The 17,822-nt window shown below is 75.0% G+C and carries 16 protein-coding genes and 1 riboswitch; of the genes, 13 read left to right on the top strand and 3 right to left on the bottom strand.

Features of this window, described 5'->3' with window-relative positions; all coding sequences use genetic code 11:
* The first annotated feature begins 46 nt into the window (after positions 1–46).
* Both ACZ6X9_RS08765 and ACZ6X9_RS08760 read left to right on the top strand, forming a co-directional pair.
* Entirely contained in the window at positions 47–478 is a 432-nt protein-coding gene (locus ACZ6X9_RS08765) for a hypothetical protein (RefSeq protein WP_469777222.1), read from the top strand.
* 140 nt (positions 479–618) lie between these two features.
* The gene (locus tag ACZ6X9_RS08760; protein ID WP_469777221.1) at positions 619–900 is read left to right on the top strand and encodes a ribosomal protein L7/L12; all 282 of its coding nucleotides are present in this window, start codon (positions 619–621) and stop codon (positions 898–900) included.
* A 414-nt stretch (positions 901–1,314) separates the two neighbouring features.
* Here ACZ6X9_RS08760 and ACZ6X9_RS08755 read toward each other — a convergent pair whose 3' ends face one another.
* The gene (locus tag ACZ6X9_RS08755) at positions 1,315–1,725 is read right to left on the bottom strand and encodes a peptidase inhibitor family I36 protein (protein WP_469777220.1); all 411 of its coding nucleotides are present in this window, start codon (positions 1,723–1,725) and stop codon (positions 1,315–1,317) included.
* 605 nt (positions 1,726–2,330) lie between these two features.
* Between ACZ6X9_RS08755 and ACZ6X9_RS08750 the strand changes: the two genes are divergently transcribed.
* Complete coding sequence (locus tag ACZ6X9_RS08750; protein ID WP_469777219.1) at positions 2,331–2,468, top strand: hypothetical protein; 138 nt, start codon at positions 2,331–2,333, stop codon at positions 2,466–2,468.
* Positions 2,465–3,424, top strand: a complete 960-nt coding sequence (gene mmsB, locus ACZ6X9_RS08745) for a 3-hydroxyisobutyrate dehydrogenase (RefSeq protein ID WP_469777218.1) — start codon at positions 2,465–2,467, stop codon at positions 3,422–3,424. Before ACZ6X9_RS08750 ends, mmsB begins: the two co-directional genes overlap by 4 nt.
* A gap of 135 nt (positions 3,425–3,559) precedes the next feature.
* Here mmsB and metE read toward each other — a convergent pair whose 3' ends face one another.
* Entirely contained in the window at positions 3,560–5,878 is a 2,319-nt protein-coding gene (gene metE, locus ACZ6X9_RS08740) for a 5-methyltetrahydropteroyltriglutamate--homocysteine S-methyltransferase (protein ID WP_469777217.1), read from the bottom strand.
* Positions 5,879–6,037: 159 nt separating this feature from the next.
* Positions 6,038–6,261: riboswitch (cobalamin riboswitch) on the bottom strand.
* A 135-nt stretch (positions 6,262–6,396) separates the two neighbouring features.
* Between metE and ACZ6X9_RS08735 the strand changes: the two genes are divergently transcribed.
* The 5 genes from ACZ6X9_RS08735 to ACZ6X9_RS08715 all read left to right on the top strand — a co-directional run bounded on the left by ACZ6X9_RS08735 (position 6,397) and on the right by ACZ6X9_RS08715 (position 11,248).
* Positions 6,397–6,972, top strand: coding sequence for a 2'-5' RNA ligase family protein (locus ACZ6X9_RS08735; protein WP_469777216.1), 576 nt, complete (start codon positions 6,397–6,399; stop codon positions 6,970–6,972).
* Between the two features lie 396 nt (positions 6,973–7,368).
* Entirely contained in the window at positions 7,369–8,400 is a 1,032-nt protein-coding gene (locus tag ACZ6X9_RS08730) for an alpha/beta fold hydrolase (protein ID WP_469777215.1), read from the top strand.
* Between the two features lies 1 nt (position 8,401).
* The gene (locus ACZ6X9_RS08725; protein ID WP_469777214.1) at positions 8,402–8,641 is read left to right on the top strand and encodes a hypothetical protein; all 240 of its coding nucleotides are present in this window, start codon (positions 8,402–8,404) and stop codon (positions 8,639–8,641) included.
* A 267-nt stretch (positions 8,642–8,908) separates the two neighbouring features.
* The gene (gene abc-f, locus ACZ6X9_RS08720) at positions 8,909–10,543 is read left to right on the top strand and encodes a ribosomal protection-like ABC-F family protein (RefSeq protein WP_469777213.1); all 1,635 of its coding nucleotides are present in this window, start codon (positions 8,909–8,911) and stop codon (positions 10,541–10,543) included.
* Positions 10,544–10,687: 144 nt separating this feature from the next.
* Entirely contained in the window at positions 10,688–11,248 is a 561-nt protein-coding gene (locus ACZ6X9_RS08715; RefSeq protein ID WP_469777660.1) for a CGNR zinc finger domain-containing protein, read from the top strand.
* An 81-nt stretch (positions 11,249–11,329) separates the two neighbouring features.
* Here the strand turns inward: ACZ6X9_RS08715 and ACZ6X9_RS08710 are convergent, their stop codons facing one another.
* Positions 11,330–11,941, bottom strand: coding sequence for a TetR/AcrR family transcriptional regulator (locus tag ACZ6X9_RS08710; RefSeq protein WP_469777212.1), 612 nt, complete (start codon positions 11,939–11,941; stop codon positions 11,330–11,332).
* Positions 11,942–12,336: 395 nt separating this feature from the next.
* Between ACZ6X9_RS08710 and ACZ6X9_RS08705 the strand changes: the two genes are divergently transcribed.
* The 4 genes from ACZ6X9_RS08705 to ACZ6X9_RS08690 all read left to right on the top strand — a co-directional run bounded on the left by ACZ6X9_RS08705 (position 12,337) and on the right by ACZ6X9_RS08690 (position 17,726).
* A complete protein-coding gene (locus tag ACZ6X9_RS08705) occupies positions 12,337–12,894 on the top strand; it encodes a 2Fe-2S iron-sulfur cluster-binding protein (protein ID WP_469777211.1) in 558 nt (185 codons plus the stop codon).
* Positions 12,891–13,892 carry an FAD binding domain-containing protein gene (locus tag ACZ6X9_RS08700; RefSeq protein WP_469777210.1) on the top strand — a complete coding sequence of 334 codons (1,002 nt, stop codon included), beginning with the start codon at positions 12,891–12,893 and terminating at the stop codon, positions 13,890–13,892. The genes ACZ6X9_RS08705 and ACZ6X9_RS08700 overlap by 4 nt, the downstream gene beginning before the upstream one ends.
* Positions 13,889–16,519 carry a xanthine dehydrogenase family protein molybdopterin-binding subunit gene (locus tag ACZ6X9_RS08695; protein WP_469777209.1) on the top strand — a complete coding sequence of 877 codons (2,631 nt, stop codon included), beginning with the start codon at positions 13,889–13,891 and terminating at the stop codon, positions 16,517–16,519. Before ACZ6X9_RS08700 ends, ACZ6X9_RS08695 begins: the two co-directional genes overlap by 4 nt.
* A gap of 289 nt (positions 16,520–16,808) precedes the next feature.
* Positions 16,809–17,726, top strand: a complete 918-nt coding sequence (locus tag ACZ6X9_RS08690; RefSeq protein ID WP_469777208.1) for an alpha/beta hydrolase — start codon at positions 16,809–16,811, stop codon at positions 17,724–17,726.
* Positions 17,727–17,822: the final 96 nt, after the last annotated feature.

Below are 17,822 nucleotides of genomic sequence, written 5' to 3'. Positions count from 1 at the left end.
ATCCCGGCCACAGGCCCCAGGGCCGTAGAAAGCTCCAGGAGATCACATGAGCGGTCGCCTGTTCCACGCGTCGAGGAGAACCTCAGCCCACGAGAGCACCGAGCGTCGAGGAGTCGCGGACAAGGGACGGTGGTTCGCCGGCCGTGCCGTCGGACGCACCACTCGCAGGATCGCCTGCGTCGGGGCCGCGGTCGCCGCGGTCACGGTGCTCCTGGCGCCGCCCGCGTCGGCCGTCAAGCCGGGCGACCGGTTCCGTTACGGCAGCCTGGACTGCCTCGCCACCGCGGACGCGCAGTGGAACGGGGCACTGAGCTGCACCGGCACCATGAACGTCTCCTGGCGGGCCAAGGTCAAGTGCTACCTGGGTTTCACGTACTACGGTCCGTGGCAGAACAACGCCTCCGGCGGCACCAAGGAGTCCAAGACCGACTCCTCGTGCCGGTTCTACGTGGACGACATCAGCATCGACGCCGCCTGACTCGAGGAAAAGCACGTCCTGACCCGCGGGAGAGAAAACCCGGCCCTGTCCCAGGACGGGCTTTCCCCGGTTCCGCCGTCCCCCACACGCTGCCCACGACGGCGCGTCGGCGCCGTCCCGGCATCCCCTAGGCTGCGGCCATGGACACGACATGGTGGCCCTTGCTCATCCCGCTCGTGGGAGTGCTGGCCTGGGATCTCGGCAGCCGGCTCGACCGGGTCAACCGCAGGATGTCCCGGCTGGAGCGCAAGGTCGACCTGATGCTGAACCACTTGGGAATCAGCGAGAACGGCCCGGAGCTCGACCGGATCGCCGATCTCGCGCGCCGAGGGCAGAAGTTGACGGCGATCAAGGCGTACCGGCAGCTCACGGGGGAGGGCCTGAAGGAGGCCAAGGCCGCGGTCGACCGGCTGGCGGCGTAGGGCGTACACCGCCGGGCCCGACGGAGGCCGTACCGGCACCGCCGCCGGTGGCACGCATGGCGGGCACGCCCCGCGCCCGCGCGGCGGCGGTCGGTTGGTGCCGGGGCGGGGCCGGGCGTCGGATGGGCGCGGCAGGAGTCCGACGCGCTCGGGGTGCCTTTCGGCTTGCGCCGCCGGCCGACCGACGACGGGTGTCTGGGCGTCCCGCGTGAGAACCGGCGGGCGGAGGATGAGGGCGCGCCCCCGGTGTGAGACGGCGGGCACAGCGCTGCAGGCCCTGTCCGAGGAGGCGCGGCCGCCCCTCCATGGTTGTCAGAGGGCGAGTCGAGTGGGGAGCGGCGCACTCCGCCGGCCCGGGCCCCATGTTCCCGGTTCCCGGGCCGGCTGTTCCCGGGCCGTCGTCCTCCCGCGCGGTCAGCGGCTCTCGCCTGGCGGGGTGCCGCAGCTCGGGCCGCCCGGGCCGTCGAACTGCACCGAACTGAAGAAGTCCTGGTAGGAGGGGAAGAAGTTGCCCTTGCCGGTCGGACCGGCGGAGGTCACGGTCGTACAGCCGCTGTAGTTCGCGTCGGACCAGAGGTAGATGGTGGAAGCCGTCCGGTTCCAGTCCGACTTGGCCCGGTCGTTCATGCCGAGGGCCGCGAGGTCCGGGGTGCTCCTGCGCAGCGTGATCATGTCGCCGGTGCCGTCGAGGCCGGAGAACATGCAGTAGTAGCCGGCCGGGCAGCGGTCGTACCCGTCGGCGGCGTGGGCCGGGGCGGCGGCCGGCAGTGCGGCGACGGCCGTCACGGCCAGCGGAACGAGCAGAGTGCGCAACGCGTTCTTCACGTTCTGGGGCTCCTTGGTCCGGTCGGCGGGGGATGACGCCGGAGGCGGTGGGGGCCGGCCGGGGACGGCCGGGCGAGTGGAGGAAACACTTCCCTCCCTCCCTACCCCGCCACGGCACACGGAGCACACCGGTTGAGGTGACGGCGCATCGGGGAGCGCACGCGGGCAGGTGCACGCGGGCGTGCGCGGGCCGATTTCCCGCCCGGGACGACCCTGGACTCGGCAGGACGCCCAACTATATGGTCAGGGCCGACAAGCCCGTGGTGCAGGCACGTTGGCGGAAATCCGGTACGTCCCGCCGTGGCCAAAGGCGCGTGGGCAACGGCGACAGGCCGTCCGGACCTGGCGGTCGCCGACCGGGGGAACGTCACTGGCGGAGCGGCGACGCGACGCCGGGAAGGCGGCAGGCGCGTGGTGATCCGGGAGCCGGGATGCCGGGCCGCCGCCCAACGGGCGGGAGCCGAACCGGAAGGCCCGCGTCTCCCGCCACGCCCCGCCCCCGCCCACGCCGGCCCCCGGCTTCCGGCCCCCGGCCCCGGGCCGGCCCCCGGCCTTGCCCCGACAGCGGGCGTCCATCCCCGGCCCGTCGGCGAGAACCGGCCTCCGTGCCGGACGCCCGCCGTGCCCCCACGTTCGCCGACGGCTCCGCCGAGGACGTCGTCGGCCGCTGCTTCGCCCCGCTCGGCGACCCGGGGGCCGTTCCCGCCCCCGGCGACGCTCCACTACAGGAGGTGCCCTGGTGACTGCGACCCCCGCCAACCCGACGACGAACGCGCCGACCGCCACGGAAGGCAAGGCCGTCGGCTTCGTCGGCCTGGGCAACATGGGCGGACCGATGGCCGCCAACCTCGTGAAGGCGGGACATCGGGTGACCGGTTTCGATCTGCTGCCGGAGGCCGTTCGGGCCGCCGGCGCGAAGGGGGTCCGGCCGGCCGCGTCGGCCGCCGAGGCGGTGGCCGAGGCGGACGTCGTCTTCACGATGCTGCCGGCGGGACGGGACGTCCTCGGCCTCTACAAGGACGAGGGGCTGCTGTCCGCCGCGCGGCCCGGCACCCTGTTTGTGGACTGTTCGACGATCGACGTGGCTGACGCGCGGACCGCCCACGAGGTGGTGCGCGAGGCGGGGCACCGGCCCCTGGACGCGCCCGTCTCGGGCGGGGTGTTCGGCGCCGAGGCCGCCACGCTGACCTTCATGGCCGGCGGCGACGCGGCGGAGTTCGCGGCCGCCGAACCGGTGCTGGCCGCGATGGGGCGCAGATCCGTGCACTGCGGGCCCGCCGGGGCCGGGCAGGCCGCCAAGATCTGCAACAACATGATCCTCGGCATCTCGATGATCGCCGTCAGCGAGGCCTTCGTCCTCGGCGAGAGCCTCGGCCTCTCCCGGGAGGCCCTGTTCGACGTGGCCTCCACCTCCTCCGGCCAGTGCTGGGCCCTGACCGTCAACTGCCCTGTGCCCGGCCCCGTCCCGGCCAGCCCCGCCAACCACGACTACCGGCCCGGCTTCGCCGCCCCGCTGATGGCCAAGGACCTCGGACTCGCCGCCGACGCCATCCGCGCCGGCGGCGTGGACGCCGTCCTCGGGCTGCGCGCGGCCGAGTTGTACGCCGCGTTCGCCGAGGGCCGGGGAGCGGGGGAGGACTTCTCCGGGATCATTCGCGCGATACAGGACCGCTCCGGGAAGGGCGACGGAGCTGTGTGACGTACGGTGCCGTCCGTGCCGCCGACGCATCCGACAGGGAGCCGGGTGCGTCGGCGCGCCGGTGCCTCCGCCTGCCCGCCCCCGCCCGCGCGCGCCGGCGGACGGGGGGAGGGGAGCGGCCACGGCCCGGGCCCGTCAGGTCCCGGACAGCTCGGCGCGGACGGTCCGGGCGGCGGCCACCAGGTTCTCCAGCGAGGTCCGGGTCTCCGGCCAGCCGCGGGTCTTCAGGCCGCAGTCGGGGTTGACCCACAGCCGTTCCGCGGGGATCGCCTTCAGGCCGGTGCGCAGCAGGTCGGCCGCCTCCTCCGCGCCCGGTACGCGCGGGGAGTGGATGTCGTACACGCCCGGACCGGCCTCGCGCGGGTAGCCGTGGGCGGCCAGGTCGCGGGCGGCCTGCATGTGCGAGCGGGCCGCCTCCAGGCTGATGACGTCGGCGTCGAGGTCGTCGATGGCCCGGACGATGTCCCCGAACTCGGCGTAGCACATGTGCGTGTGGATCTGGGTGTCCGGCCGCACGCCACCGGTGGTGAGCCGGAACGCCTCGGTGGCCCACTCCAGGTAGGCCGGGCGGTCCGCGGCGCGCAGCGGCAGGGTCTCCCGCAGCGCGGGCTCGTCGACCTGGACGACCGGTGTACCGGCCGCCTCCAGGTCGCCGACCTCGTCGCGCAGGGCGAGGGCCACCTGCCGGGCCGTCTCGGCGAGCGGCTGGTCGTCGCGGACGAACGACCAGGCGAGCATGGTGACCGGACCGGTGAGCATGCCCTTGACGGGACGCTCGGTGAGGGACCGGGCGTACGTCGTCCAGCGCACCGTCATCGGTTCCGGGCGCGAGACGTCGCCGGCCAGGATCGGCGGGCGGACGTAGCGGGTGCCGTACGACTGCACCCAGCCGTGCCGGGTGGCGAGGTAGCCGGTCAGCCGCTCGGCGAAGTACTGGACCATGTCGTCGCGTTCGGGCTCGCCGTGCACGAGGACGTCCAGGCCCGCCTTCTCCTGGAAGGCGATCACCTCCCGGATCTCCGCCTCGACGCGCTGTTCGTAGCCGGCCGCGTCGAGCCGTCCGGCCCGCAGACCGGCCCGGACGGCGCGGAGTTCGTCGGTCTGCGGGAAGGATCCGATGGTCGTGGTCGGCAGCAGCGGCAGTCGGAGCCGGGCGCGCTGGGCGGCGGCCCGCTCGGGGTAAGGGCCGGTGCGGCGGCTGTCGGCCGCGGTGACGGCGGCGGCCCGGGCCCGGACCGCCGGGTCGTGGGTGATCGGAGAGGCGGCCCGGGAGGCCAGGTCGGCGCGGTTGGCGGCCAATCGGGCGGCGATGGCGCCGGTGCCGTGGGTCAGGCCCCGGGCGAGGGTGGCGACCTCGTCCGCCTTCTGCTGCGCGAACGCGAGCCAGCGCAGGATCTGGGGGTCGACGTCGCGTTCGGCGGTGGCGTCGAGCGGGACGTGGAGCAGCGAGCAGGAGGCCGCCACGTCGACCCGCTCGGCGAGCCCCAGCAGGGTGCCGAGGGTGGTCAGCGACTTCTCCAGGTCGGCGACCCAGATGTTGCGCCCGTCGACGACACCCGCGACCAGCCGCTTGCCGGGCAGCCCGCCCACGGCGGCCAGCGCGTCCAGGTTGGCGGCGGCGGGCCCGGTGAAGTCCAGGGCGAGCCCCTCCACCGGGGCTTTGGCCAGGACCGGGAGGGCCTCGCCGAGCCGGTCGAAGTAGGAGGCCACCAGCAGCTTCGGCCGGTCGGTGGCGGTACCGAGGTCGCGGTACGCCCGCGCGGCCGCGCCGAGTTGCGCGGGCGTACGGTCCTGGACGAGGGCCGGCTCGTCGAGCTGCACCCACTCGGCGCCCGCCGCGCGCAGGTCGGACAGGACCTCGGCGTAGACGGGCAGCAGCCGGTCGAGCAGGGTCAGCGGGTCGAAGTCCGGTGCGACGCCGGGCGCGGGCTTGGCCAGCAGGAGGTAGGTGACGGGACCGACCAGGACGGGCCGCGGGGTCAGGCCCAGGGCCAGCGCCTCCTTGACCTCCTCCGTGTACTTGGACGAGTCGGTGGCGAAGACCGTGTCCGGCCCCAGCTCCGGCACCAGGTAGTGGTAGTTGGTGTCGAACCACTTGGTCATCTCCAGCGGCGCCACGTCCTGGGTGCCGCGGGCCATGGCGAAGTAGCCGGCCAGTTCGTCGGCTTCCACCGCGGCGCGGTGGCGGGCGGGGATCGCGCCGACCATGACGGTGGTGTCGAGGACGTGGTCGTAGTACGAGAAGTCGCCGGCCGGCACCTCGTGGACGCCGGCCCGCGTCAGCTCCCGCCAGGTGTCCCGGCGCAGACCGGCGGCGACGGACCGGAGCCCGGCCGCGTCGACGCGGCCCTTCCAGTACCCCTCGACGGCCTTCTTCAGTTCCCGGTTCCGCCCCTGACGGGGGTAGCCGTACACGGTGGCCCGTGCTGCCGCGGCCGCGGGCTTGGTGGTCACGGAGATCTCCTTCGCGAGCTCGTTCCCTGGGATCCCGGCACGGATCGGGGGCGCGAAGGACGACGGACCGGGCGGTGACGCGCGTGGCTCGGCGCGGCCGTCCGCCTGGTGTGTACGCCGACCCGCCCTCGAGGTCACCGGGATGTCCGCGCACGGTGGGCCGTACGCGGGCAGTGGGCAGGTCTTCGGACTCGCGGGCGCGCCTCGTGTCGTACGAGACACCTACTGGCCGTCGCTTCCCGGGCCCGGTACGCCGGGCCCAGTGCGTATGACGGCGGTCGTTCCCGCTCACCGCTGCGGGGCAGTCCCGGATTCGCACCGGGTTCCCTCTTGCGACGCCTCCCGCCTGGCGGACGGGGCGAACCGACTGCACCCGCCACCCTAGAGGCTGCGAGGCCGCCGGTGGAAGGGAGTTCGTGACGGGAAAGGTGAGCCGGGATACGTGGGACGCGCTGTGCGGCGGGCGGACGGGGGCCGTCCGACTCGTGCGGAGCCGGTGCGGCGGGGAGCATGGAGGGGTGGGCGGCGACTTGTTCCCCGGGGTGGCGCCGACGGCCCGGACGGCTGTGGCGTGGCTGCCGCCGCGCGCGTTGTGGCCGGTGATCCAGGACATCCGCCGGGAGCACGACCCGCAGGTGCGGCGGTGGCCCCCGCATGTGAACCTGCTGTTCGGCTTCGTGCCCGAGGAGGAGTTCCCCCGGGCCCTGCCGCCGCTCTCCGCCGCGGCGGCCGAGTGCCCGGCCTTCCCGGCCCGGCCGGCGGGCGTCCGGTACTTCCGGCACCGGCGGTACGCCACGGTGTGGCTCGACCCGGCGGCCGCGGGCCGGGCCCCCTGGGAGCTGCTGTACGAGGAGCTGACGTCCCGCTTCCCGCTCTGTGGCGGTCGCGGCGACCGCTTCGTCCCGCACCTCTCGCTCGGCCGCACCACGCGGCCGCGCGCCCTGGCCGCCGAGCTCACGCCGCGGCTCGGGACGCTGTCGGCGGAGGTCGAGGAGATCACCCTGCTCTCCCGGCGCGGGGAGGAGGAGCCGATGCGGGCGCGGGCCGTGATCACGCTGGGGACGGGGGAGGTGCGGCAGCCGTCGGCGGAGTAAGGGCGGGTCCGTCCGAGGGCGTGCTCCCCGGCGGACGGCGTGGAGCACGCGGTGGCGGGCGGTGGAGGAGCACTGCCTGCGGGGCGCCGATCCGCACGCGCGGGTGGACCCGGTCGTGGGCGGGGTGTGAGGGGTGTTCGTTTGAGGGGGGTTCGTGCTCCTTCCTTTCGCCGTTCCCTGCGGGGCTGCGCCCCCCACGCCCCCGAGCGCGCCCGGGGTGCGCGTCTTCAGGCGCGGGACGGGTGGCGAGGTCGGGGTCGGTCGGCGAGCAAGCCTCCTCGTACCGCGCGGAGTTGCATGGCGTCACCTGTTTGACCGGTGACGCGCGCCGTGCCATAGTCGTCGGCACGCCCGCTGTCCCGGGCCCAGGCACTTCGCACGCACGGAGGGCTCGACATGATCGATCGGCGGACGTTCGGCAAGGCGCTCGGCCTCGGAGCAGGCGGCGCGGTCACTTCGGGGCCGGCACCGGCGTGGGCCGCGGCGGAACGGCGGAGCGGTGCCGGAGGCTCCCGCGGGCGCGGCGCGTTCCCCCCGCTCAAGAAGGTCAGGGCGGGTCTGCTGGAGGTCGGTTACGCCGAGGCGGGGCCGGCGCACGGGCCGCCGGTCGTCTGTCTGCACGGCTGGCCGTACGACATCCACAGCTTCGCCGAGGTCGCGCCCCTGCTGGCGGCCGAGGGGTACCGGGTGATCGTTCCCTTTCTGCGCGGCCACGGCACCACCCGTTTCCTCTCCGGCCGGACCTTCCGCAACGGGCAGCAGTCCGCCCTCGCCCTCGACACCGTCGCCCTGATGGACGCGCTGGGGCTGGAGAAGGCGGTGCTCGCCGGGTTCGACTGGGGGGCCAGGACCGCCGGTATCGTCGCGGCGCTGTGGCCCGAGCGCTGCAAGGCCCTGGTGTCGGTCGGCGGTTACCTGGTCGTCGACCGGGAGGCGAACCTCCGGCCGCTGGCGCCCGCGGCCGAACACGCCTGGTGGTACCAGTTCTACTTCGCCACCGAGCGCGGCCGGGCCGCCATGGAGGACCAGGACAAGCGGCACGACCTCACCCGGCTGGTCTGGGACACCGTCTCCCCGACCTGGGACTTCGACGACGCCACCTTCGGGCGCACGGCCGCCGCCTTCGAGAACCCGGACTACGCCGCCATCGTGATCCACAACTACCGCTGGCGGCTGAGCCTCGCCGAGGGCGAGCGGCGGTACGAGCCGTACGAGAAGCGGCTCGCCGCCCGGCCGTTCATCGCTGTGCCGACGGTGACGCTCGACGCCGAGCGGGACCCGTTCACGGCCCCGGGCGACGGGTCTTCCTACCGGGACCGGTTCACGGGCCCCTATGACCACCGGACCCTGAAGGGGATCGGCCACAACCTGCCCCAGGAGGCGCCCGAGGCGTTCGCCCGGGCCGTCATCGACGCCGATCGTCTGTGACGTGACGTTCCATCAATTCCAGTGGAGTGGAAGGATCGAGAAGATGACGACACGGGAAAGCGGGATGCGGGACGGCGACTCGGCCGTGCGCCACGCGCGGTTCGGCGCGCTGCCCGAGCGGATCGCCTACGAGGACATGACCGAGGAGAAGGCGGCCTCGCCCGGGGCCCCGGAGTACGGCGCCGGCGGCCCCGAGGTGCGGACCCATCTCGCCTGCCTGGCCTGGGACCTGGGGCTCTGAGGCGTCACCCGCGCACCGCGGCCGTGTGGCTGGTATGGTGAAGGCGTCAATGATCTTTCGCAGAGGAGACCGGACATGGTGGGTGACGACGACATCTCCGGGTGATACCCGGATCTGATCGGCCACCGGCAGGCGCGCTCCGAGCGGTACCGCCGTCGTGGTCGTCTCGTCCTCCCCTTTTCCCTGTGTTCAGGCGCAGTGCTCTCCGCGCGACGGTTCTTCGCGCGGCGGGGAGCTCTGCCCTCGGTTCCACGCGAGGTCATCCACATGTCCGACGTTTCCGTCATCTGCTCCCAGCTCGCCTTCTCCTGGCCCGACGACACCCCGGTCTTCGAGGACCTGTCCTTCACCGTCGGCGCCGGACGTACGGGGCTGGTGGCGCCCAACGGTTCCGGCAAGAGCACCCTGCTGAAGCTCATCGCCGGCGAACTCCGCCCGACCGCCGGTGCCCTGAGCGTGCACGGCACGACCGGCTACCTCCCGCAGACCCTCCCCCTCGCCGGCGAACCGACGGTGGCCGAGATCCTGGGCGTCGACGCGGTCGTCCGCGCCATCGACGCCGTCGAGTCCGGTGACGTGAGCGAGGAACACTTCGCCACCATCGGCGACGACTGGGACATCGAGGAGCGCACCCGCGCCCAGCTCGACCGGCTCGGCCTCGGCCACCTCGCCCTCGACCGGACCCTGGGCACGCTCAGCGGCGGCCAGATCGTCAGCCTCGGCCTGGCGGCGCAGTTGCTCAAGCGGCCCGACGTGCTGCTGCTGGACGAACCGACCAACAACCTCGACATCGAAGCACGCCACAAGCTCTACGACGTCCTCTCGGACTGGAACGGCACCCTCCTGCTCGTCAGCCACGACCGGGCACTGCTCGACCGCATGGACCGCATCGCCGAACTCGACCGGGGTGAACTGCGCCTGTACGGCGGCACCTTCACCCAGTACGAGCAGGCCGTACGGGCCGAGCAGGAGGTCGCGGAGAAGAACGTCCGCAACGCCGAGCAGGAGCTGAAGCGGGAGAAGCGCGAGATGCAGCAGGCCCGCGAACGGGCCGAGAAGCGCGCGAGCAACGCCGCCCGCAACCTCAAGAACGCCGGCCTCCCGCGCATTTTCGCCGGGAACATGAAGCGCGGCGCCCAGGAGTCCGCCGGCCGGGCCGGCCAGACGCACGCCACCCGCGTCCACGAGGCGCGCGCCCGGCTCGACGAGGCGGGCCGCGCCCTGCGGGACGAGCAGCGGCTCGTCCTGGAACTGCCCGACACCGACGTCCCCGCCGGCCGCACCCTCGTCCTCGGCGAGCGGCTGCGGGTGCGCCACGGCGAGCGCGACCTGTTCGCGGGGGACGGCGTCGACCTGACCATCCGCGGACCCGAGCGCATCGCGCTCACCGGGCCCAACGGCGCGGGCAAGACCACGCTGCTGCGGCTGATCACCGGCGACCTGACCCCGGACGCCGGGACGGTCAGGCGGGCCGACGGGCGGATCGCCTCCCTCTCGCAGCGCCTCGACCTGCTCGACCCCGGCCGTACCGTGGCCGAGAACTTCGCGGCGGCCGCCCCGCACCGGCCGGAGGCGGAGCGGATGAACCTGCTCGCGCGGTTCCTGTTCCGCGGCCCCGGCGCGCACCTGCCCGTACGCGCCCTCTCCGGCGGCGAACTCCTGCGCGCCACGCTCGCCTGCGTCCTGTGCGCCGAACCGGCCCCGCAGTTGCTGCTGCTGGACGAACCGACGAACAACCTCGACCTGGTCGGGGTGGGACAGCTCGAGAGCGCCCTGGCCTGCTACCGGGGCGCGTTCGTGGTCGTCAGCCACGACGAGCGCTTCCTCGAACGCATCGGCGTGCGGCGGTGGTTGCGGGTCGCGGACGGGGAGCTGACGGAGACGGGAGCGCCGGGCGCCTGAGCCCGGCGGGCCCCGGGGGTGCCGGGTGGCGTGACCGCCCTTGCGAGGTGAGGCCGCGGAGTGCCCGTGGCCACCCTCGCGGGGTCGGGCCGCGCGGAACCGGCCGTTCTTGCGGGTGCCGTCATCACCCGCCAGGATGGTGACGTGAACCTGGACCACGCCTTCGTGTGCGGCGATCCCGCCCTGGACTTCGCGGCCACCCTCCGGGCCCGCCGCACGGCGCGGTTCGAGATGTTCGCGACGCCGGACCGGCTCGACGCCTGGTACGTGGAGTCCGGCCTCGTCGACGCCGTCTCGCCCGCCCGCCCGGCCGACGTGGAGCGGGCGACGGCCGTCCGCGAGGCCGTCTACCGACTGGTCACGGCCCGGCGCCTCGGCTCGGACTTCGAGGACGAGCCGCTGGCCGTGGTCAACGACGCGGCGCTCGCCGCACCCGCCGCGCCCCGGCTGACCCGCTCCGGCCGCTGGACGGCGGCGACGCAGCGCGAGGCGCTGTCGGCCGTCGCCCGGCACGCGGTGGAGCTGCTGAGCGGCCCGGACGTGCCCCTGCTCAAGGAGTGCGGCAACCCCGAGTGCACCCGCGTCTACATCGACCGCTCGCGCGGGCGGCGGCGGCAGTGGTGCGGCATGGAGTCCTGCGGCAACAAGATCAAGGCCGCCGCGTACCGCGCCCGCAGGAAGACCGCCGTCGCCACGGCCGGGTGACCTGCCTGATCCGCTGGCCGGCGGTCCCGCGACCCGGTGTCCCGGTGTTCTGGTGTCCTGGCGTCCTGGTGTTCCGGGCGGTCAGCCTTCCGTCGCGGGGCGCCCGGGCGCGCCCGCCCGCAGGCCGTCCATGACGAGGTCGAAGAGGCGGCCGGCGCGCTCATGGGCGTCGGGGCACGCGCCGATGTGCCAGAGTCCGGCGATGGCGAGGAGGAAGTCGTCGGCCGTCACCCCGGGGCGGATGGTGCCGGCCCGCTCGTTGGCGTCCAGGAGCAGTTCGACGGCGGCCGTGACCGGGGCGTGGCCCCAGCGGGCCGGGGCGGCGGGAGCGCGGGTGGCCTCGCGCATCGCGTCGGCCAGGCCCGCCTTGGCCGCCGCGTACCGGGCCAGCCGGTCCAGCCACTCGCGCAGGGCCCGGTCGGGCGGCCGGGCCGCGAGCAGCCGGCGGGCGGCCTCGTGGACCTGCTGGACCTCGAAGCGGTAGACCTCCAGGATGAGCGACTCCCGGTCGGGGAAGTTCCGGTAGAGGGTTCCCTGCCCGACACCCGCCCTCTTCGCGATCGTGCTGAGCGCGACGGCGGGGGAGCGCGTCAGCTCCGCCAGGGCCGCCGCCAGGATGCGCTCGCGGTTGCGCCGGGCGTCCGAGCGCCGGTGCGGGGGGTCGCCGCCCTGCTGTGGCACCGTCGTCCGCACCCGCCCTCGCCCTCCGTCCGCGCCCGGTCCTGGGCCTTGCCCGGTGGACCGGCCGTCCGCTAGGTTCACGTAACCGGACAGTTGTCCGCCGACACTCCGCCGCGCAAGTGCCGTACGCACAGCCCACCTTAGCGGGGCCCCGGAGGCGGTACGGGCCGGTCGCCCGCCGCGTCACCGGGCACCCGCGTCGTCCGCGCTCCCGCGTCGTGCGACGGCGAACCCGTGGACGGACGTCAGGGTCGGGACCGGCGTGGCCGCGCATGGCCGGGCGCCCTCCCGTCCAGCGCCACACCGCCGATCGCACACCGTCCGTTCAGCGCCATCCCGCCGCCCGGCACCGCTTCGTCCAGCGCCACCCCGTCCGCCAGCGCCGACTCCCCGCCGAAGAGGCCGCCATGACCGCACCGACGTCCAGCGTCGTCACCCTGCACGTCAACGGAGAACCCCACACCCTCACCGTCGACCACCGCACCACCCTGCTCGACGCCCTGCGCGAGCGCCTGGACCTGACCGGCACCAAGAAAGGCTGCGACCAAGGCCAGTGCGGCGCCTGCACCGTTCTGCTCGACGGCCGCCGCGCCGTGTCCTGCCTCCAGCTCGCCGTCGCCGCCGAGGGGCGCGCGATCACCACGATCGAGGGCGTCGCCGACGGCGAGCGGCTGCACCCCGTCCAGCAGGCGTTCCTCGAACTCGACGGCTACCAGTGCGGCTACTGCACCCCCGGGCAGATCTGCTCGGCCATCGCCGTCCTCGACGAGCACGCCGCCGGCCTGCCCAGCGCGGTGACCGCCGACGTCCGCCCCGAGGCGGGGCCGCCCGCCCTCACCGACGCCGAGATCCGGGAGCGGATGAGCGGCAACCTGTGCCGCTGCGGCGCCTACCCGACGATCGTCCGCGCCGTCGCACGGGCCGCCGGCGAACGGGCGCGGACCACCGGGGCGGTGGTGGCGTGAGGGAGTTCCGCTACCACCGCGCCGCCGACACGGCCGACGCCGTCGCCCTGCTCGCCGCCCACCCCGAGGCCCGGCCGCTCGGCGGCGGCACCAACCTCGTCGACCTGATGAAGACCGGTGTCGAGCGCCCCGAGCTCCTCGTCGACCTGCGGGACCTCCCCCTCGACCGGATCGAGGCCACCGCCGACGGGGGCCTGCGCGCCGGTGCGACGGTCACCAACAGCGACCTGGCCGCACACCCCGAAGTGCGCCGCCGCTACCCGGCGTTGGCGCAGGCCGTCCTCGCCGGCGCCTCGGGACAACTGCGCAACATGGCCACGGTCGGCGGCAACCTGCTCCAGCGCACCCGCTGCGGGTACTTCACCGCCGGGGCGGCGAGCGCCGCGCCGTGCAACAAGCGCGCACCGGGCAGCGGTTGCGCCGCCCTCACCGGCGAGCACCGCGACCACGCCGTCTTCGACGCCTCCCCGCACTGCGTCGCCGTCCACCCCTCCGACATGGCCGTCGCCCTGGCCGCCTTCGACGCCGTCGTCACCTACGAGACGGCGGACGGGCCCGGGGAGGTGCCCCTCACCGCCCTCCACCGGCCGGTGGGCGGCACCCCGCACCGGGAGACCACGCTGCCGCCCGGCGCGCTGGTCACCGGCGTCGTCCTGCCGCCGGCCCCGCCCGGCGCCTCCCGCTACCGCAAGGTGCGCGACCGCGCCTCCTACGCCTTCGCCCTCGGGTCACTCGCCGCCGTCCTCGACGTCCGGGACGGCATCGTCCACGAGGCGCGGCTCGCCTTCGGCGCGGTCGCCTCCCGCCCCTGGCGGGCCCACCGGGCCGAAGCCGCCCTGACCGGCAACCCGGCCGGCACCGCCGCGTTCACCGCCGCCGCCGACGCCGAACTGTCCGCCGCCCGGCCCCTGCCGCACAACGGCTACAAACTGCCGCTGCTGCGTGGTCTGGTGGCCGACGTCCTGACCGAACTCGCCGAGGAGGCCGCCACCCGATGACCACGGCAAGGAACGCCGAGCACACGAGCGCGGCGGTGACCGCCGAAGGGGACGCCACGGCGACAGAGGCCGGCGGGGCCGCCGTGACGGCGGACTCCGCGGGGGCCCGCACGACTCCGACGCACGTGCCGCACGTGCCATGCGGTGACGGGGCGCCGGAGGCCGACGGGCGCACCTCGACGGCGGAGGCCGACAGGGCCCTTACGGCGACGAACGCGGTGCGCGTCGACGCGGCGCCGGAAGCCGCCGGGCCTGCCGTGGTGACGGTCGCCGGCGAGCCCTGCGGGGTGGCGCGCGCGACGCGCGCCCGTGGGGCGTCGGCCGCCACCGGTACCTCCACGGCTACGGACACCGGTACTTCCAGGGCCGCAGGCACCGGTACCTCCAGGGCCACGAACACCGGTACCTCCACGGCCACGGACACCAGTACCGGCACGCTTCCCGCAGCCGTGAACGCCACCACCTCTCCTACGGCGAAGAACACCACCCCACCCCCCACGACACCGGCCGTCGGCACCCCGCGCATCCGTCTGGAGGGGCGCGACAAGGTCACCGGCGCCGCCCGTTACGCCGCCGACCACCCCGCCGAGGGCCTCGCCCACGGCTGGATCGTGGTGTCCACCGTGGCCCGCGGGCGCGTCCGCTCGGTGGACGACGCCGCCGTCCTGGCGATGCCCGGTGTCCTCGCCGTCCTGCACCACGGCAACGCGCCGCGCCTGGAGGAGGACTTCCACGGCACCTTCGGACCCGACGCCACCGCCCGGATCCTCCAGCACGACCGGGTGCCGCATATGGGCTGGCCGGTCGCGCTCGTCGTGGCCGGGACGCCCGAGCAGGCCAGGGAGGCGGCGGAGGCGCTCGTCGTCACCTACGACACCGAGCCGCACGACGTGGACCTCAGGCCCGACCACCCCCGATGCCGGGCGGCGGAGACCGTGGCCATGGGCCCGGGCACCACCGACAAAGGCGACGTGGAGGCCGAACTCGCCGCCTCCGACGCGGTCGTGGACGCCTGGTACACCACCCCGGAGGAGTACCACAGCCCCCTGGAGCCCCACGCGGCCATGGCGCGCTGGGACGGCGGACGGCTGGAGGTCGTGGACTCCACCCAGGGCGCCTACGCGACCGCCCGGGACCTCGCCCGGCTCCTGGGCCTCGACCCGACGGCCGTACGCCTGCGCTCCGAGCACGTCGGCGGCGGTTTCGGCAGCAAGGCCCAGGCCCGCCCGCACCTCGTCCTCGCCGCCATGGCGGCGACCGTGCTCGGCCGGCCGGTGCGCGTCGCCCTCACGCGGCACCAGATGTTCTCGCTCGTCGGCCACCGCAGCGCCACCGTCCAGCGCGTCCGGCTGGGCGCCGGCGCGGACGGCCGACTGCGCGCCCTGGAGCACACGGCGCTCAGCGCCACCTCCACGGTCCGCGAGTTCGTCGAGCCGAGCGCCGCCTACGGGCGGACCATATACGACGCGAGCGGCCACCGCACCGTCCACCGGGTGCTGTCCCTCGACATCCCCACGCCCACCTATATGCGCGCCCCCGGCGAGGCCCCCGGCTCCTTCGCGCTGGAATGCGCGCTGGACGAACTCGCCGAACGCTGCGGCCTGGACCCGATCGCGCTGCGCGCCCGCAACGAACCCGCCGTCGGCCCCGTCTCCGGGCTCCCCTTCGCCGGCCGCCGCCTGACCGACTGCTTCGCCGAAGGGGCCCGCCGCTTCGACTGGGCCGGGCGCGACCCGCGGCCGGGCGTCCGCCGTGACGGCCGTTGGCTCCTCGGCACCGGCACGGCGGCGTCGTCCTTCTTCACCGGTGTCTTCCCGGCGACCGCCACCGCGACCGCGCACCCCGACGGTACGTTCACCGTCCGCATCGCCGCCGCCGACATCGGCACCGGGGCACGCACCGCCCTCACCCAACTGGCCGCCGACGCACTGGAGGTGGCGCCGGAACGGGTCCGCGTCCGCATCGCCGACAGCGACTTCGGCGACGCCTGGGTCGCCGGCGGCTCCATGGGCACCCGCTCCTGGGGCTGGGCCGTCCGGCTCGCGGCGCGCGACCTGCGCGAACGCCTCGCCCCGGGCGTCACCGTGCCACCCGGCGGCATCACCGTCCGCGCGGACACGGAAGCGGCGGTACGCGCCCTCGCCGCGTCCGAACGGCACGCCTACGGCGCGCAGTTCGCCGAGGTCGCCGTCGACCCGGGCAGTGGCGAGATCCGCGTCCGCCGCCTGCTCGGCGTCTTCGCCGCGGGCCCCATCGTCAACCCGCTCACCGCCCGGAGCCAGCTCACCGGCGGCATGGTCTGGGGGCTGTCCATGGCCCTGCACGAGGAAGCCGTCCGGGACACCACGACGGGCGGCCTCGCCCACACCGATCTCGCCGGTTACCACATCGCGGCCCACGCGGACGTTCCCGCCGTCGAGGCGCACTGGCTGGACGACCCGGACCCCGACGATCCCGTCGGCATCAAGGGAATCGGCGAGATCGGCACGGTCGGCTCCGCGGCGGCCGTCGTCAACGCTGTCTGGCACGCGACCGGCGTCCGCCACCGCGACCTGCCCCTCCGGCCCGACCGCGTCCTGGCGGGCGCCGCGGCCCTCCGCGAGGGGCACGCCGCCGGACGCCGCTGAGGACCCGGCCGCCCGGACCGCCGGGGGCGGGGCGTCGCCGTCGCCACCGTCGTCCTCGCCACCGTTGTCCTCGCCACGTCCCCACCGCCGGAGCCGCCGTCACGGGGAGCGCCCCGCGCGGCCCCGGGGCCCGGCGTCCCGGCCGGGCCGGCGGGTTCCGTGGCCGCGGAAGCGGGACGTCATCGCCGCCCGCCGCACCACTCGGCGGGCCGAAGGGGGCGGGCGTCGGATTTGGCGCACCGGGCTGGCGGTAACGTGCGTTCGAGATCCCGAGCGATGAGGAGGGCGCGTGCGCTTCGCGTTGGACGCACTGTCGGTCGAGGTACCCGCGGAACAGGTCGAGGAAGCCCGCGCCTTCTACCGGGCGCGGGCCGCGGGCCGGGGCCCCGGCTCGGCCGAGGAGCTCCGGGAGGCACGGGCGAAGAGGCCCGCTCCGCGTCCCGCCGTACCGCCCGCCGTGGAGGAGACGGCCGAGACCGCGGGGGCCCGTGTCCCCGTCCGGATCCTCACACCGTCCGGGGGGCCGCCGCGCGGCGTCCACCTGGACATCCACGGCGGCGGCTTCTACCTGGACAGCGCGGCGCACGGAGACCGGCGCAACCGCGAACTCGCGGACGCCCTGGGCGTCGCCGTCGTCAGTGTCGACTACCGGCTGGCACCCGAACACCCCTGGCCGGCAGCGCCCGACGACTGCGAGGCGGCGGCCCTCTGGCTCGTCGAGCAGTCCGGCGCCCGCTTCGGAACCTCTCGGCTGACGATCGGCGGGAGCTCCGCGGGCGCCACCCTCGCCCTGGCCACCCTGCTCAGACTGCGGGACAGGGGCGCCGTCGGCCTGTTCACCGGCGCCGCCCTCCGGTTCGGCACCTACGACCTGAGCGCGCGGACCCCGGCCGGCCGCCGCATCGCCGACGAGTACTTCCTCCAGGCGTACGTCGGCCACGTCGAGGACCGGACCATCCCCGACGTCTCCCCCCTCTACGGCGACCTCCGCGGCCTGCCCCCGACGCTGCTCGTCGTCGGCGCCGAGGACGTGGTGCTGGAGGACAACCTGGCGATGGCCGGCCGGCTGTCGGCGGCCGGCAACGACGTCGACCTCCGCGTCTACCCCGAGGCGCCCCACGGCTTCACGGGCCACCCCACGAGCCTGGCCGGCACGGCGCTCGCCGACATCGCGTCCTGGCTGGGCGACCGGACCACACGGCCGTAGGCGACCCGTCCGCCGGTGCCCGCACCCGCCCCGCCCACCCAGCCCGCCGCCGCCGCCGCGGCGGGCAGGGCAGGCCCGGGCCGGGCACCGGGCTCG

The sequence above is a fragment of the Streptomyces sp. NPDC052910 genome (genome assembly GCF_055585605.1).
Note: the sequence above shows the minus strand (reverse complement) of the source record. Positions and strands in the feature narration are given on the sequence as shown.

Excerpts from the sequence above, each read along its gene's own strand:
- ACZ6X9_RS08760 (WP_469777221.1), top strand. The coding sequence starts at position 619 with ATGGACACGACATGGTGGCCCTTGCTCATCCCGCTCGTGGGAGTGCTG.
- ACZ6X9_RS08730 (WP_469777215.1), top strand. The coding sequence starts at position 7,369 with ATGATCGATCGGCGGACGTTCGGCAAGGCGCTCGGCCTCGGAGCAGGC.
- abc-f (WP_469777213.1), top strand. The coding sequence starts at position 8,909 with ATGTCCGACGTTTCCGTCATCTGCTCCCAGCTCGCCTTCTCCTGGCCC.
- ACZ6X9_RS08695 (WP_469777209.1), top strand. The coding sequence starts at position 13,889 with ATGACCACGGCAAGGAACGCCGAGCACACGAGCGCGGCGGTGACCGCC.
- ACZ6X9_RS08765 (WP_469777222.1), top strand. The coding sequence starts at position 47 with ATGAGCGGTCGCCTGTTCCACGCGTCGAGGAGAACCTCAGCCCACGAG.
- ACZ6X9_RS08705 (WP_469777211.1), top strand. The coding sequence starts at position 12,337 with ATGACCGCACCGACGTCCAGCGTCGTCACCCTGCACGTCAACGGAGAA.